Here is a 16,110-nt window from a genome sequence, read left to right as displayed (position 1 = left end):
TCAAACGATGAGGTCTTTGGGCAGGACGATCCTCGCGGATAATCCACCCTTGGCCCGATTTCGCAATTCCAACGCGGCGTCGGCGTGATGGAGCGCGAGCTCGGCGATGCTGAGGCCAAGGCCGCTGCCGATTGCGGCCTTGAAGCGACCACGGAAGAAGCGCTCGGTGACGTGGGGCATTTCCTCCGGCGGGATTCCCGGGCCATCGTCATCGATTGCAATCGTGGCGGCTGCGTCATCTTTTTCGAGCGTACAGAGGATTGTCCCGCCTGCAGGCGAGTGGTGAAGCGCGTTTTCCATCAGGTTGCGGGCGGCAAGCCGGAGCAGATCCGGATTGATCCTGATTCGCAGATGGAAGAGGCCGGGATCAACCAAGACCGTTGCAGCACCGCCGGCATGGCCGAGCAGTTCATTCCTCAGCGAAACCAGCATATCGCCAGGATTGACCTCGGCAGCGGCGCGGGTCGTTTCGGATGCTTCGACCGAGGCGATGTCGAGCAACTGCCTGACGAGCCGTCCAGTGCGGTCGACGCCCGCGACGATCTGGCCGAGGGCCTTTTCTCGGATCTCGGCATCGTTGCTCGCCAGCGCCACCTGGGCCTGGGTCTTCAGCCCGGCCAGCGGCGTTCTGAGCTCATGGGCGGCAAAGGCGATAAAATTCTGTTCGCGTTGACGCGCGCCGGCGACGCGGCCAAACAAGCCGTTCAAGGCTCGGAGCACAGGGCTGATTTCGCTCGGCGTGGCGGTCTCCTTGATCGGGTGCAGGTCCGAGGCGTCGCGCGCGGCGAGATCGCCGGCCAATTTTCTGAGCGGCGCCAGTCCGCGCCCGACGCTCAGCCAGATCAAAGTTGCCAGCAGCGGTATGATCAAGAGGGCCGGAAAGAGCAGACCTTTGACGACATCGTTCACCAGCCTGTCGCGGATGCGCAGGTTGTCGCCGACGAGGACGCGCACGCCGAGTTCGGCGTTTTCGACCGCGTAGACCCGCCAGGTTTCGCCATTGATCACCGTCTCGGAAAGGCCGGTCGCATGCGCCGACAACGTCGTTTCCGGTGCGCTTTCCGACTTGCCGATCAAGGTGCCGTCCAGCGACCAGATCTGGCAGGAGAGCTGCCTGTCATAATGCGGGTGGTCGAGAATGGGAATCTTCGCCTTTGTCTGCGCCGGCCTGTCCGGGTCGATCTCCTGGTTGACCACCAGCGAGCTCACCATCTTCGCTGCCTCCATCAGCCGGGCGTCGAGCACCTGCTCGACCTCGGCGCGGGTGCTGAAGAAGATCCAAAGGGTGGCCGACAGCCACATGAGCCCGGTGGTGACGAGCAATATGAAGAAGAGGCGTGCGCGGATCGATCGCATCAGATGTCGCTGCCGAGCCGGTAGCCGATGCCCCTGACGGTTTCAATCAGGCCGGGTCCGAGTTTGTTGCGCAGGTGATGGATATGCACCTCGACCGCGTTGCTTTCGACTTCCTCCTGCCAGCCGTAAAGCTTGTCCTCGAGCGTTGCCTTGGAAAAGATGGCGCCGGGTTGCGACATGAGCGCATGCAGGATGGAGTATTCCCGGCGCGAGAGCCGGACCGGGGTGCCGGCCTTTTCCACCGATTGCCGGGCCGGATCAAGCCGGATCGTCGCCCATTCGATGAGGGCGGTCGAGCGGCCGGCGGAGCGACGCGCCAGCGCGCGCAGTCGTGCTGCGACCTCATCGAGGTCGAAGGGTTTGCCGAGATAGTCGTCGGCGCCCATGTCGAGCCCGCTGACGCGATCAGCCACCGTGTCGCGGGCCGTCAGCAGCAGCACCGGCGTGTCGTTGCGCGCGTCGCGCAGTTTTTTCAGCACGTCGCTGCCGGAGCCGTCCGGCAGCATTAGGTCGAGCACGACGGCGTCGAAGCTGCCGGCGGCCAGCGCCGCCTCGGCGCTCTCTCGGGTGGCGACGGCATCGGTCGTAAAACCGGCGAGCCCCAGCCCGACCTTCAGCCCGTCACGCAAAATGTCATCGTCTTCGACAATCAGTACCCGCACTCGGATCTCCACGACATAATCGGCGGTCGTTGTTTAGCACCTCCCTTAAGGCAGCCTTAAGGTAGCGCATTCCTTTGGGCGTCATCGTAACAAGCCCCCGAGTCGATGAATGCCCGATAGAGATGAACCGAACCAACCGCCGCGCGCCATAACCGATTTTCGGGCCGGCGGTATGTTGACCCGTCGCAGCCTTTTCGTTGGTGCGACTGCATTGCTGCTTTCCGGCTGCGCGGCAACCGCGCGTCCGACGCCGAAACCGGCGGTCGTCGAGACGCCGCCGCCGTCCAACGGCGCCGTTCCGCCGATGTACTACGCGATGCCGAACGAGCCGTTTCCCATTCCTGCGGTCGATGTCTCTGAGGTCGATCCGAAGTTCTGGCGCCAGGAAGTCGACTATCCCACTGAGGACCGCCCGGGCACGATCATCGTCGATACGCCGGCGAAGTATCTCTACCATGTCCTGCCCGGCCAGCGCGCCATGCGCTATGGCATCGGTGTCGGCCGCGAGGGCTTTGCCTGGTCCGGGCGGGCGGTTGTGGCCTATAAGCGGAAATGGCCGCGCTGGACGCCGCCTGACGAAATGGTGGCTCGGCAGCCGAAACTCGAACCCTACAGCATCAAGAACGGCGGCATGGGGCCGGGCCTGAAGAATCCCCTGGGTGCGCGGGCGCTCTATATCCACAAGGACGGCAAGGACACACTCTACCGTATCCATGGCAGCCCCGAGGCGCGTTCGATCGGCAAGGCCGTCTCGTCCGGGTGCATCCGCATGCTCAATCAGGATGTGGTCTATCTGCATGACCAGGTCGGCGACGGCAGCCCGATCGTTGTCATCCCCGATCCGTCGAAGGTGCATCTCGCAACCAGTTGATCGCGGCTTGCCGGGTCGGCAGGTGTTGCCCAGTGAAAATCCATCGCTCCGGCGCTGACAGGGCCGGAGCTTGGTCACGCCGGTACGCGGCGATGTCAGTGGTTTGCGGGTCTCAATCGGCCCCAGATCGGGGCGACAATGTTGCCCATCACCGCGATCGTTACGGCGCCGACGACGACCGCGAGCAGGGCTTGTTGCGCCGACGTGGCGATCCAGCCGACAAAGCCCGGGGCAACCGGCAGGGCGTGGACCACGGCTTCGGAGATGCCGTGGATGATATGTTCTGGCCCGGCATATCCCATCTGTGCAAGGCCATGAACGAGGATGCTGCCTCCGACCCAGAGCATCGCCGCAGTGCCGACGGCCGCGAGAAACTTCAGGAACATAGGCATGCCGACGACCAGGCCGCGGCCGATGGCACGCAGGGCCGACACGGAGGTTCTCGCCAGTGCGACACCCGCATCGTCGGCTTTGACGATCAGTCCGACGACGCCATAGACGGCAAGTGTGATGGCGATGCCGACCGCGGCAAGCACTGCGCCCTGGGTGTAGATGCTGGCGTCCGCAACGGTTGAGAGCGTCAGCGCCATGATCTCGGCCGACAGGATGAAGTCCGTGCGCACCGCGCCGGCGACCTTCTCGTTTTCAAGCGCGATGGGATCGGTCTTTTGTCCGAGCACGGCGTTTTCGTGCTCATGGGCTGCATGCGGAAAGAAGACGCCATAGAGCTTCTCGGCGCCCTCGTAGCAGAGGTAGATGCCGCCAAGCATCAACAGAGGCGTAATCGCCCAGGGCGCGAAATAGCCGAGCAACAATGCGCCCGGCAGCAGGAACAGGAGCTTGTTCTTGAGCGAGCCGAGCGCAATGCGGCCGATGATCGGCAGTTCGCGCTCCGGCGTCAGCCCGACGACGTAGCGCGGCGTCACGGCTGCGTCGTCGATGACCACGCCTGCCGCCTTCGCGCCGGCCTTTGCGGTCTGCGCGGCGATGTCGTCAAGCGAAGCGGCTGCCATCTTGGCGATGGCCGCAACGTCGTCGAGCAGGGCGATGAGACCAGTAGCCATTGAACGCTAACCCTTTGCGCTGAAATTCCGTGGAGCAGGGCGCTCCGAGGATTCGGCAGTAACCACCGCAGCGTGTCGAGTCAACGACATGCAAAACGTCCGGTGGGCGGACACCATATTGTGAGACGAAAAGCAGTTCGTTTGGATTGACGCGAAGCCGCTTTCGATTTACGACTGACGAAATACGAAAATCGTCAGTCGTAAATCGAAAGCAAGTTTAAATGGACGGCAGCATCGAAAGCCCGCTCGACGCCACGCGGCAGGAGAACGTCTCGCGGATCCTCGATGCGGCCGAGCGGCTGTTTCGGCATTTCGGCTATTCGAAGACAAACGTCGCCGACATCGCCCGCGATCTCGGCATGTCGCCGGCCAACATCTACCGCTTCTTCGCCTCGAAGGCGGAGATTCACCAGGCGATCTGCGGCCGCATGCTGGCGGCCAGCTACCAGCAGGCGCAGGACATCTGTCGGTTGCCGCTGAGCGCGACCGAGCGCTTGCGGCAATATATCCGCGCACAGCATCAGATGACCGTGGAGGTCATGCTCGACGACCAGAAGGTGCACGAGATGGTCGTCATCGCGATGGAACGCGACTGGCATGTGATCGACAAGCATATCGACCGACTGCACGCTCTTGTCGCTGAGGTGATCCGCGAAGGGATTCTTGCTGGCGAATTCCCCGAACAGGACGCCGACGCGGCCTCCAGATGCTTCGGCGCTGCGACCGTCATCCTCTGTCACCCGCAGATGGTGGCGCAATGTCTCTCGAAGGAAAATCGGGCGACGCCGGATGAACTGATCGAATTTGCGATCAAAGCACTGAAAAACTGACCAAGCCGCGCGCGGCCCCGATGTGAACCGTTTGGCTGATGCCACCCCAGGAGTGCGGAAATGCCCTTGCCCGTTCAAACCCGTAGCCGTTTCGCGTTCAGCGGAAAGATGGCCCTTCTTGCCGTGATCTCCGTTGTGCTCGCGGCTTGCTCGGAGGAGGCCGAGGAGGCCAAGCCGGTCGTTCGGCCAGTCAAAGTGGTCGAAATCGGCGATGCCGGCGAAGCGCGGCAGATGAACTATTCCGGTGTCGTGCGCGCCCGAACGGAGATGAACCTCGGCTTCCGCGTCAACGGCAAGATCACCGAGCGCTTGGTGAACGTGGGCGATCGGGTGAAATCCGGCGACCTGCTCGCCCGCATCGATGCGACGGATTACGACCTTTCGGTCAAGAGTGCGGCCGCCAACCTTGAGGCCTCCGAGCGCCAGGTCGAGACGACCGCATTGGTCCGCGCGCGCGCCGAACAACTCTTTGCCCGGAAAGTCGCCTCCCAGGCGCAGCTCGACCAGGCAACACTCGGCCATAACCAGGCCGTGGCAACGCGCGACGCCGCAAGCTCGGCGCTGTCTCAGGCGAAGAACCAAGTGACCTATACCGAACTGGTTGCCGATCGCAGCGGCATCGTCGCAGCAATCGCGGCCGATGTCGGTCAGGTGGTTGGCTCCGGCACCCCCGTCGCCACCGTTGCCGCTGACGGCGAGAAGGAAGTGCTCATTGCCGTCCCGGAAGTCGATGTTGCCAATTTCAAGCCGGGCATGGCGGTCAAGGCCGGCTTCTGGTCGGATCAGGGCCTGATGCTCGATGGCAAGGTGCGTGAGGTGGCCGGCAGTGCCGAACAGCCGTCGCGAACCTTTGCGGTCCGCGTCAGCCTGCCCAACGATCCGCGCGTTCTGCTCGGCATGACCGCGACGATCCTGGCTTCGGCTGATGACGCCGAGCGCCATATGTCCGTGCCCTTGAGTGCTCTGGCGCAGAAGGATGGTGGGACCACGGTGTGGGTCGTCGACCGTGATAGTCAAACCGTGAAGAGCCGGACGATTACTGTTGCCGACTTCACCGGCGAGGGCGTGCGCGTGATCGGCGGGCTGAAGAGCGGCGACCTCGTCGTTGCGGCCGGCACGCAGTTCATGACCGAAGATCTGAAGGTAGCGATATCGGGCGATGTCGTCCGCCAGTCTGCTGCGACCGACAAGACCGCAGCTGCCGAAATCGTGCGCTGAATCAACCCAACCGCGGAATGATGCCGATGTCCATGCCCACCGAAGAAAAGCGGCCTTTCAACCTTTCGCGCTGGGCGATCGCCCATCCCAGCATCGCGCGCTTCCTGTTCGGCTTGATTATCATCACCGGTGCCCTCGGTCTGATGCGCATGGGTCAGAAGGAAGATCCTGATTTCACCTTCCGCGTCATGGTTGTGCAGGCCTTCTGGCCGGGCGCCTCGATCCAGGAGATGGAGGACCAGGTCGTCAACAAGATCGAGCGCAAGCTGCAGGAGACCCCGCATCTCGATTTCGTGCGCTCCTATACCCGCGCCGGCAGCGCGATCATCACCCTGCAGGTCGAGGGCGACACCAATGCTGAGCAGGTGGCTGACGCGTTCTACCAAGTTCGCAAGAAGATCGGCGATATCGCCAATGAACTGCCCGAAGGGCTGCTCGGGCCGTATTTCAACGACGAGTTCGGCGACACCTTCATCACCCTGCATTCAGTGAGCGGCGACGGTTACAGCTATCCCGAGCTGAAGAAGTTTGCGATCGAGGCGCGTGACATGCTTTTGACGACGCCGGGCGTCGAGAAGGCGGTGATCATCGGCGACCAACCCGAGAAGATCTATATCGACGTCTCCTCCAAGGTGTTGGCCGCGCGCGGTCTGACGCTCAACGATCTTAGGAATACGATCGCCGGACAGAACAATGTCGATCCGGCGGGCTCGGTCGATACCGGTGCGCGCTCCGTGCGCATTTCCGTCGATGGCGGCCTCGACAAGGTCGAGGATCTCAGGAACCTCAGCCTGCGGGCCGGCGAGCAAGTCACCCGCCTCGGCGATATCGCCACCGTCACGTCTGGGCTTGAGGATCCCTATTCGCGCAAATTCCGCTTCAACGGTCAGGACAGCGTGCAGATCGGCGTAGTGATGGCCAAGGGTTTCAAGGTTACCGATGTCGGCACTGCCGTCGAAGAGACCTATCAGCGTTTCGAGGCCGCTTTGCCTTACGGTGTCGTCGTCGACCAGATCTCCAACCAGCCGGAAGTGGTCACGGAAGCTGTCGGCGAATTCATGAAGGCGCTCGGCGAAGCGCTGGTGATCGTCCTTGTCGTCTCATTCCTGTCGATCGGCTGGCGCTCCGGCCTGGTGATCGCCATCACCATCCCGCTGGTGCTCGCGGCGACCTTTGCCATCATGTACGAGCTTGGCATCGACCTGCAGCGCATCTCGCTTGGGGCGCTCATCATTGCGCTCGGGCTTTTGGTCGACGACGCGATGATCGTCGTTGAAATGATGGAGCGCAAGCTGGAGGAGGGGCTCGTCAAGGTCGAGGCCGCAAGTTTCGCCTACTCCTCGACGGCCTTCCCGATGCTGACCGGCACGCTCATCACCACCGCCGGCTTCATTCCGGTTGGCTTTGCCGCCTCGACGGCGGGCGAATATGTCCGCTCGCTGTTCTATGTGGTCGGCATCGCCCTGGTGGTCTCGTGGTTCGTTGCCGTCTATTTCACGCCGTGGCTCGGCAATATGATTCTGAAGCAGCGCAACCATGCCGGCGGCCACCACGATGTCTTCGACACACGCTTCTATCGGCGTCTGCGTTCGACGGTGTCCTGGGCGGTCCGGCATCGCATCATCGTTCTGTCGATGACGCTCGCCGCTTTCGTCGTGAGCCTGTGGGCATTCCAGTTCATTCCGAAGAACTTCTTCCCGCAATCCTCCCGGCCGGAAATCCTCGTCGATCTGTGGCTGCCGGAAGGCACCAGCATCAAAGAGGTCGAGACCCAGGCCAAGACGCTCGAAGCGCGGATGATGGACGATGCGGACAAGCGCTTCATTGCGACCTATATCGGCGAAGGTGCCCCACGCTTCTTCCTGCCGCTCGACCAGCAACTGCGCAATCCGAATTTCGCCCAGCTCCTCGTCATGGCCAATGACGAGCCGGCGCGCGAACGGCTGATCGTCAAGCTGCGCAAGATCCTCGCCGAGGATTTCCCGTCGATTCGCTCCAAGGTCGATCGCCTCTTCCTTGGCCCGCCGACCGGCTGGCCGGTGCAGATGCGCGTGATGGGGCCGGATCGCCAGGAGGTTCGCCGCATCGCCGATCAGGTCAAGGCGAAGTTCGCGGAAAACCCGCAGCTCGGCGCCGTGCATGACGACTGGCTGGAGCCGGTGACGGCGATGAAGCTGGTGATCGACCAGGATCGCGCCCGTGCGCTCGGCGTCACCTCGCAGCGTGTCCGGCAGATGCTGCAGGCCACCATGTCCGGCGTGCCGCTGGACAACTTCCGCGATGGCGAGGAGACGGTCTCGATCGTCGCCCGTGAACCGGATGCCACGCGCGCGCTGTTGTCGTCGGTGGAGTCCATCTATATCCCCACCGATTTCGGCAGTTTCGTTCCGCTGTCGCAGGTGGCCAAGGTCGTGCCGGTGCTCGAACAAGGCATCGAATGGCGGAGGGATCGCCTGCCGACGATTACCGTTCGCGGCACCCTGCCCGACGGTGTGCAGCCGAATGATGTGGCGTTGAAGATGTATGGCGACATGCAGGTTCTGCGCGACAGTCTTTCCCCCGGATACAGCATCAATATCCAGGGCGGCGCCGAAGACGCAGCCGAGAGCCAAGGCTCGATCGCCGCCAAGGCACCGATCATGCTGGCCGTCATCGTCGTGCTGCTGATGGTCCAGCTCCAGCATTTCGGCAAGGCGATGCTGGTTCTGGCAACCGGTCCGCTCGGCATTATCGGGGCGGCGGCAGCACTGCTGATCAGCGGCGCGCCCTTCGGTTTCGTCGCAATCCTCGGGGTTATCGCGCTGCTCGGCATCATTATGCGCAACTCGATCATCCTGGTGGACCAGATCGATCAGGATATCGCTGCGGGCATGGATCGCTCCGAAGCCATCATCGGATCGGCGGTGCGCCGGTTCCGTCCGATCATGCTGACGGCGCTGACAGCGGTTCTGGCGCTGATCCCGATCTCGCGCGGCGTGTTCTGGGGGCCTTTGGCCTATGCGATGATGGGCGGCATCCTTGTCGCCACTGTTCTGACAATTCTGGTGCTGCCGGCTGGCTACGCGCTGTTCTTCGGCCGGGAGCCGAAGAAGCAGACGCCCGAGCCGGAAACCGCTCAAACGGGTGAAGCCGAGCCCGCCGTGCCGATGATCTATCCGCCTGCGGTCGCTGCCGAATAGCACTGCCGACGAGGATGACATCCAATGCCGTCGTCGGCCGGCGGTTGATAGGATCAAATGACAGGGCGGCCGCCGAAGTTGTTGCAAGTTCGGCGGCCCCAGAAATGTCGGTTGAATGAAGGCGGGCGCACGAACGTGAAAACCTGCGGCCGCTTTTCTGCTTGAGCCGGTGCCGATCGGCGAGTTGTGTTGTAGGGTCGCCCGTATTCAGGTTTGCCTTCCAGGGGATTCGGGTGAAGCTAGACGTTCTCTTCTGCAGCATGATGATCTGCACATTTTCGTTGCCGCGCATGGCGCATGCGGAATGGCAGGCGGTCGAAAAGGACCGCACCTATGCGATCTCGGGCCAGACGGGGCCCGAGCTTTATGCGTCGATCGGCGAGCGGGGACCAAAGGTCGGCGGACTGGTTCGCGCCATTGCTCACACCGATTTCAAACTGACCTGGACCAGGAAATATGAGCCGCAGGGCAACGCCTGCACGCTTGTTTCGGCCAAGCCGAAGCTCATCATCACCTATACGCTGCCGAAGCCGTCGCGGCCGCTGCAGGGAGCCATTGCGCAGAATTGGGACACCTTTATCTCAGGTGTTCGCAGGCACGAGCTGGTACATGGCGACTTCATCAAGGATCTGGTCAAGGCGATAGAAAGCACGTCGGTCGGGCTCTCGGTTGACGCTGACCCCAACTGCCGCAAGATCAGGACCGAGCTGACAAGGCGTCTGGGCGAGCTGTCCGTTGCTCAACGCCAGAGGAGCCGGGACTTCGACCGGGTCGAACTCAGCGACGGCGGCAATATCCACCAGCTCATCCTCAAACTCGTCAATGGTGCCGGAAGTCGTTGACGGAGGCGCATACGTATCTCCACCCGCTCTTCGGAACGCAGGTCATCAACACAGACCGGCTTGAAGGCCAATCGGCGCGCTGAAACAAGACCTCCACGTCAAGCTCTTGCCAAGCCTGGCGAAGGCGGGTGACTTCATCGCCGCACACGTCTACCCATGCCGGCCGCATGGCCGGACATAGGAGGGACGTGTCAGTCGGTCAGAGCCGCCGTCAGCAGACGGTGATCAAAACACGCCTGTCGGCGCCGTCATTGTTCGTGAGGTCTACCGGGTCGTTTGCGACAGCCGGCCTACTTCATGAACTCCCTGATCTTGTAGGCGACCTCGGTGCGGTTGGTCGCGTTCAGCTTTTTCATGATGTTTCTGATGTGAACCTTCACGGTGCTTTCACACAGATCCATCTCATAGGCGATGATCTTGTTTGCCTTTCCACGGCGCAAGGCTTCGGCAACTTCGATTTCCCGCGGCGTGAACAGGCTGTCGGAGCAACGGGCGCCATTCACGACGGAGTTGATTGCCTCTCTCATCGTCAGGATGCTGCTTGCCGGAACGAAGACGCCACCAGCGCGCGCAAGCGCAATCGCTTCGGCAGCGACATTGATGCCGACATTGCTTGGAATGTAGCCACGGGCACCGCATTCCAATGCTTTGAGAATCTGGCCGAGTTCATCCGTTTCGGCGACCACGATCACCGGGCTGTACTTGAACTTCTCAACCAGCGTCTCGATCTTTTCGCAGACTGCAAGGTCGCCCACTTTGCTGCCGCCGACGATAAGAAGAATTGCGGAAGGGTCGGTCTGCAGCTTGCGGCTGCGCCATTCGTCAAACGATCCGACGGTGACGATCGTCAGCCCGGGGTCGTAGCCCGTCAGGCTTTTCGACAGACACTCCCGGTCGAGAGCTCGAGGGTCGATGAGCAGGATGTAGTCGAGGTCCTCCTCCTGATCGGTCATATCAGAACCTGCCAGGCTTTGGGGCAGACGCTGTTCCAGCACGCTTGGGAAGGATGTCGGCCGCGTCGTGGTGTTTCTTGCAATTGTTGCTGTGCGAATATCCATTGAATTTGCTCCTTCTTATTCTTATTTTCATGGGTGTAAATATTCTAGATACAAGTATTGGTATTAGTATTCCTTCAGGTTCCTCTCATATTTTGTTATTATAGATTGGCAATCAGATCACATATATTGGAAGTACGCATTAACACAGGTTAAAGGACCAGCAAGGAATCAACCGGGATTCGTGCTGAGATAGCCCGGATCGAAGTCGACCAGTTCGGCCAGCCGTCTGCGGTCGAGAAATTCGACGATGCCATTCCTGAAGGATAACAATCCCTTCAGCCTCATCTCCTTCAGAACGCGATTGATGTGCACGGACGACAGTCCGACGGCGTCGCCGATGTCGGACTGCGTCAGCGGGCATTCGAAGCCGTCAAATCCCGGCCTGTCGGGTTTACCCGCCCGGACTGCGAGCTCGAGCAGAAGGTGCCCAGTACGCTCCAACGCGTCGCGACGTGCGATGTTTGCCAACCGCTCTGTCAGTCTGGCCTGGCGCTTGAGCATCTCGTGCACGAAGTTCTGCTGGATCCTGGGCGACAAATCGGGTCCCCTGGTGCCGGGAGGCACCGGGAACTCGTAGGCGGTAACGTCGGAAAGTGCCTGGATCGTTTCCTGCGTCATGTCCGAAGACAAGGTCCAAACCATGTCGCCGCGCAGCATGAATTCGATGACAATGCGGGTACCGTTCGCCAGAATCTTGCGGCTGACGCTCCAGCCGGAGATGAAGAACAGAACGCATGATCTACCTTCGGGCTCGAAGAGAATCGAGCCCGCCGGGAACACCCGCTTTCGCGCGATGGAGAGTTCCGACTTCCGCTGGTCTGTGTCGAAACTCGACGGTTCGCGATACACTGACGAGCCTGTTAATGCCCCAAGTTGCCCCACCATAAAGGCGCACTCTCTCTTCGATCTTTTCGATTGTACTTAAGTATATAGCAAACAACCGGTGGTTAGGAATATTACCCAAGATGGTTAGTAATGGTGGGAAATCACATCGATATGAGCTTAATCCGGCTGGGTGGGGCCGGTGGTAAGAGGCTGAAGCGCTTGTGCTTTAAGCGTCGGCCGTGCCGAAGGCCGCGCGCCGCAGTGGGCGTGACCCGTGATGGCTAGAGACCGTTTGACCAGGCGTAGTCGGCCATGCCTCTGTCGTTCGTCGCAACCACTGGCTGGGTCTTCCGGCTCACGCCGCGGTTTTGATGTGCTACCAGGCAATCTTGCAGCTGGCTGATGCCTTCGCGGGCCTGATGGAGGACCGAGCCGTGGACCGCGGGGTCGATGCCCTTGCGCGCCGCCTCCTCAAGCAGCGAGGCCACATGCTGTGCGGAGATATCGGCTTCTCCGGCAAAATATTCCGACCGGCCGACGAACTGGAAGAAGCCGTCGACTTTTGGATCCCAGCCAAGACCGACCTGTGGCACGCCGAGGGAATAGGCGGCGATGCAGGCGTGCAGGCGATGCGCCAGTATGACCTGAGTCGATGCGAGGATGTGGATCAGTTCCTCGGGCGTCTTGGGGCGAGGGGCGAGATAGAGATTACCGCTGTCGATATGGGCAGCGAGACCCCCGCCGTTGAGAACGCGCCGCGCAAAGGCCTGGTCTTCCTGCGCTCCATTGGTGAAGAGGCAGACGCGATATCCGGCATCGAGCATCAGGTCGAGCAATTGGTGATAGTCATCGGCGTGTCGGAACGGAATTCCTTGCGAACCGTGGCTGGAATGACGCCGCAGGATGAGCGGATCGGTGACGCAGATACCGATTGCCCGGTCATCGACTTTCAGCGGCTCGAGTGCGTGGCTTGCGACGATCTCGCGAACGAGCAACCCGGGGTCGGGCAGTATCCGGGCGTGCGGCCCGGCTGGAAAATGGCCGAGCCAGTTGCGGCCGGCAATGGTATCGCGAACCGAGACGTGGACGAGTTGGCTTTCCTCGAGCACGCCGAAGAGCTGCCTTGCCCGCGACGACCAGTCCCGGCTGGTGCCGACGGCATAGACAGCCAATGGCTTGCCGCTGCGTTTGACGCAATCGAGCGCTGCGCCGACCTTGAGCGGAAAGTTCAGATCATCGTCCTGAAACAGGTTTCCCCCGCCGATGACAACAGCATCGGCATCGTCGATCTCCTTCTGCCATTCGACTTGTAATCGGCGGAGTGTCGGACCAAGTGCTTGCCTTACGACCAGCCGACGCGCGAATGACGGCAGTGCTTGCAGCACCTTCAACAACAGCCGGCGCCGCCCGCCACCGCCGGTACCGAAAGCTGTCCTGCCGGCGAGATCGATCGTCTTGACCTCCAACCCCCCGCCGCCGCGCGCCAGCGCCGTCTCCAGGCACTGGGCAAGAATGCCGTCGCCGAGGTTTTCGCTATATTTGACGTTGAAGATGACGATCTTCATCACGAGCCTCCTATGCGGCGCGGACTGGTCGCATCAACCAACCGCGGTTTTGCCGCTCTTGCCTCGGCGATTTGCCGGCATGTCAGCGCCGACACACTACCGGCGAGGATGTAGAACATCAGGCCCAGGTCATAGACGGTGCCCGATACGAGAGCCGTGCTGAGTGCGGCGATAAAGCCGGCTTTCGCCGCCCTCAGCGCGGCAACGCTTTCCGTTCGCCACTGAGCGCTTGACGCCACGCGAGCGCACAGGATTGTCGTGACAAAGACGCAGAAAATGACGAGCCCCAGGACGCCGACATTCGAAAGGAGAACCAGCAGATAGCTCGAGGCGCGTGCACTCCCCAGGCCCGCCCCCATGCCGGACGTGTTGACGAAGGCCTCGTAGGCGGCAGCGTTCCACATTGCTCGCTCGCGGCCGGACTGGCTGTCGACCTTTGACAGGAGCATCTCATCGAGAAAGTCGTAAACAGTCGACACCGTTTCCGGAAACAAGTTCACGACGGTGAGTATGACGAGCGGTACGACCAGGAAGAGAGCGGCCAGAAAGACTGGACGCCCCGGCCGTTTTTGCTCGAAGACCGCCACCAGCGCGCGTATCCAGAGAAATGGGAAGACCACCGCAAGCCCGAGCAGTGCGGTCGCCGAGGTGGAGAACACCAGCCCTGCGAGCGAGGCGGTCGCGAGGAAGGCTGTCGCGGGCGAACGCACCCGGTCGAGCCACAGGCTGGCGGTGGCGCCAAACAGGACCAGGGTGTAATCGGCAAAGGCCGATGCCTCGGGGAACGATCCGGAAATCCGCTTCAGACCGCCTTTTTCCGCCGCGGTCAGAAGGGCGTAGTTGGCTGTCCGCACCACGCTCAGCAGATACTCGGTGCCGGAGAAATAGGTGACAATGTCGGCCGCCGCGAAGGCGAGGTTGACCGCTGCCGCAATGAGGATGGCGTTGACGAGGTGTGACGGCGCGGCCGTCCGGCGCAGATAGGCATGGCAGAATCCGAAACAGGCAAGGCCGCCGAGCGCATAGACGGCCTGCGTTATGTTGTTGGACGAAAATCGCAGCGGCGACAGCGATATGAAACTTCTCGTGCCGACCGATCGCTCGACTGTCATCACGTCGACGGCGCCTTGGAAGAGGCGAGGCGACAGGACCGCCGTCAGCACGCCAAAAAGGGTGAGCACCATTAGCCAGAAGCCGGCACCGGCCGGCGCGAAGGCAGCAAGCACGGGTCCCTCGCCATAGGCCATCAGGATCCGCAGGCCGAAGAACAGCAGGAAAACATTGGGAACGAGGATGGATGCACCACCGAGCGCGGGAAGGTTGATGGCGGCTGCAGAGCCGAGCGCGGTCGAAACGACCATGAACGTCAGTGCCCAGTGGATCGGCGCCATCAGGACGCCCACTCCCACAAGTACGGTAACGAAGCCGATCAGTTCGAAGCTCATGCCACCAATTCCAGTTGCCGGAACGATCCTATCAAAGGCGGCATGTCGCGTATTTACGCCTGCGGCTAAGCCTTTCGCATAAAGCAGCGGCCTGAATCGGTAATGGACCCTTGATGGGAGGCCGCGTTAGTTTTGCACCATGACCCCATCTGTTCGCGAAGCTTGCCCTTGCCGGGCCCACCGCCTGCCAGTTCGGTTTTACATCCGGCCTGTCGTCGGCTGCCTGTGGCTGATGATGCTTATGTCGGCGGCCTATGCCGACGGATACACGGCCGGCGATACGGGCGATGAGCTTCCGATCGACGACATGCCGCTGACCTTCGACGAGAATTTCGACGATCTGAGCGTATCCGCCTGGGGCCCCGGCACCCGGTGGATCGCACATACGCCGTGGTCGGGGGATTTCGGCGGAGCTCGCTTTGCCAATCCCGGTCAACGCACTCCGTTCAAGACCGAGAACGGCATACTGAGGATCGAAGCCAAGCGTGACCCGGAAGGCGACTGGCAGTCCGGCCTGCTGGCCTCAGTGGACGCCAAGGGCAATGGTTTTGCCCAGCAATACGGCTATTTCGAAATGCGCGCGCGTTTGCCGGTCGGCCCTGGCGTGTGGCCCGCCTTCTGGCTGATCGGCAAGGACCGCTCGAAGTCGACGGCCGAGATCGACGTGATGGAATTCTACGGCGACAAGCCGGAAGGCTATTCCTCGGTCATCCATGTCTGGCATCGCGGTGACAAGGACGATTCCCAATTCAGCCGGATCGAGGTATTTCGCGATGCCGACCCCGGAGATTTTCATACCTATGGGGTGAAGATCGATTCTCAGTTCATCCGGATGTATTTCGATCGGAAACTCGTGTGGACGGCCGAAACACGGCCTGAACACCGGCAGCCGATGTACGTGCTGCTCAACCTCGCGCTCGTCGAAAAAACCGCCGACCAGGCGCCGGATCCATCCCACATGTTCATCGACTATGTCAGGGCCTACGACCTTCAATAGGCGGTGCCGGCCAAGTCGTTTCGCCTTCCTCGTTTCCACTCGGGCGCGTTCTGCCTGCGAGCCGGAAAAATCCAGAAAAAACAAATCGATGACGAACGGTTTTGACCGCCAGACCTGCGTGTCGTTCGCGCATCTCCGTGGCTTGCATCCCCCTAAGGACTAAGGGGGTCTAACCCTTTTGATGGCCGGGTGGCGATG

General features: G+C 61.5%; 13 protein-coding genes. 6 read left to right on the top strand and 7 right to left on the bottom strand.

All coding sequences use genetic code 11. The features are described 5' to 3' along the window. The gene (locus tag AC244_RS20280; protein ID WP_053250615.1) at positions 1-1,356 is read right to left on the bottom strand and encodes an ATP-binding protein; all 1,356 of its coding nucleotides are present in this window, start codon (positions 1,354-1,356) and stop codon (positions 1-3) included. After that, positions 1,356-2,018 (bottom strand): response regulator transcription factor, encoded by a 663-nt coding sequence (locus AC244_RS20275; protein WP_053250614.1) that lies wholly within the window; start codon positions 2,016-2,018, stop codon positions 1,356-1,358. The genes AC244_RS20280 and AC244_RS20275 overlap by 1 nt, the downstream gene beginning before the upstream one ends. A 172-nt stretch (positions 2,019-2,190) precedes the next feature. Between AC244_RS20275 and AC244_RS20270 the strand changes: the two genes are divergently transcribed. Continuing rightward, positions 2,191-2,889: a L,D-transpeptidase gene (locus AC244_RS20270; protein WP_152976038.1), complete on the top strand. Its 699-nt coding sequence runs from the start codon at positions 2,191-2,193 to the stop codon at positions 2,887-2,889. Positions 2,890-2,984: 95 nt separating this feature from the next. Here AC244_RS20270 and AC244_RS20265 read toward each other — a convergent pair whose 3' ends face one another. Next, complete coding sequence (locus AC244_RS20265; RefSeq protein ID WP_053250612.1) at positions 2,985-3,953, bottom strand: DUF808 domain-containing protein; 969 nt, start codon at positions 3,951-3,953, stop codon at positions 2,985-2,987. 221 nt (positions 3,954-4,174) lie between these two features. On the opposite strand from AC244_RS20265, the gene AC244_RS20260 reads away from it, so the two are divergent. From AC244_RS20260 to AC244_RS20245, 4 genes are all read left to right on the top strand, one after another. Beyond that, positions 4,175-4,783, top strand: a complete 609-nt coding sequence (locus tag AC244_RS20260) for a TetR family transcriptional regulator (protein ID WP_053250611.1) — start codon at positions 4,175-4,177, stop codon at positions 4,781-4,783. A gap of 60 nt (positions 4,784-4,843) precedes the next feature. Further along, on the top strand, positions 4,844-6,001 hold the full coding sequence (locus tag AC244_RS20255; protein ID WP_082366977.1) for an efflux RND transporter periplasmic adaptor subunit: 1,158 nt from the start codon (positions 4,844-4,846) through the stop codon (positions 5,999-6,001). Between the two features lie 26 nt (positions 6,002-6,027). Continuing rightward, on the top strand, positions 6,028-9,180 hold the full coding sequence (locus AC244_RS20250) for an efflux RND transporter permease subunit (RefSeq protein ID WP_053250640.1): 3,153 nt from the start codon (positions 6,028-6,030) through the stop codon (positions 9,178-9,180). Positions 9,181-9,440: 260 nt separating this feature from the next. Further along, on the top strand, positions 9,441-10,022 hold the full coding sequence (locus tag AC244_RS20245; RefSeq protein WP_161807883.1) for a DUF922 domain-containing Zn-dependent protease: 582 nt from the start codon (positions 9,441-9,443) through the stop codon (positions 10,020-10,022). A gap of 290 nt (positions 10,023-10,312) precedes the next feature. On the opposite strand, the gene AC244_RS20240 is transcribed toward AC244_RS20245, so the two are convergent. From AC244_RS20240 to AC244_RS20225, 4 genes are all read right to left on the bottom strand, one after another. After that, positions 10,313-11,080 (bottom strand): response regulator transcription factor, encoded by a 768-nt coding sequence (locus AC244_RS20240; RefSeq protein WP_152976034.1) that lies wholly within the window; start codon positions 11,078-11,080, stop codon positions 10,313-10,315. Between the two features lie 168 nt (positions 11,081-11,248). Next, positions 11,249-11,929, bottom strand: coding sequence for a Crp/Fnr family transcriptional regulator (locus AC244_RS20235; protein WP_234716989.1), 681 nt, complete (start codon positions 11,927-11,929; stop codon positions 11,249-11,251). A gap of 257 nt (positions 11,930-12,186) precedes the next feature. After that, positions 12,187-13,470, bottom strand: a complete 1,284-nt coding sequence (locus AC244_RS20230) for a polysaccharide pyruvyl transferase family protein (protein WP_053250608.1) — start codon at positions 13,468-13,470, stop codon at positions 12,187-12,189. Then, entirely contained in the window at positions 13,470-14,915 is a 1,446-nt protein-coding gene (locus tag AC244_RS20225) for a hypothetical protein (RefSeq protein ID WP_053250607.1), read from the bottom strand. The genes AC244_RS20230 and AC244_RS20225 overlap by 1 nt, the downstream gene beginning before the upstream one ends. A 232-nt stretch (positions 14,916-15,147) precedes the next feature. Between AC244_RS20225 and AC244_RS20220 the strand changes: the two genes are divergently transcribed. Further along, positions 15,148-15,912, top strand: coding sequence for a glycoside hydrolase family 16 protein (locus AC244_RS20220; protein ID WP_053250606.1), 765 nt, complete (start codon positions 15,148-15,150; stop codon positions 15,910-15,912). The last annotated feature ends 198 nt before the right edge of the window (positions 15,913-16,110 follow it).

This window comes from Ensifer adhaerens, from assembly GCF_001270265.1.
In the GTDB taxonomy this organism is placed as follows: domain Bacteria; phylum Pseudomonadota; class Alphaproteobacteria; order Rhizobiales; family Rhizobiaceae; genus Ensifer; species Ensifer adhaerens_B.
Note: the sequence above shows the minus strand (reverse complement) of the source record. Positions and strands in the feature narration are given on the sequence as shown.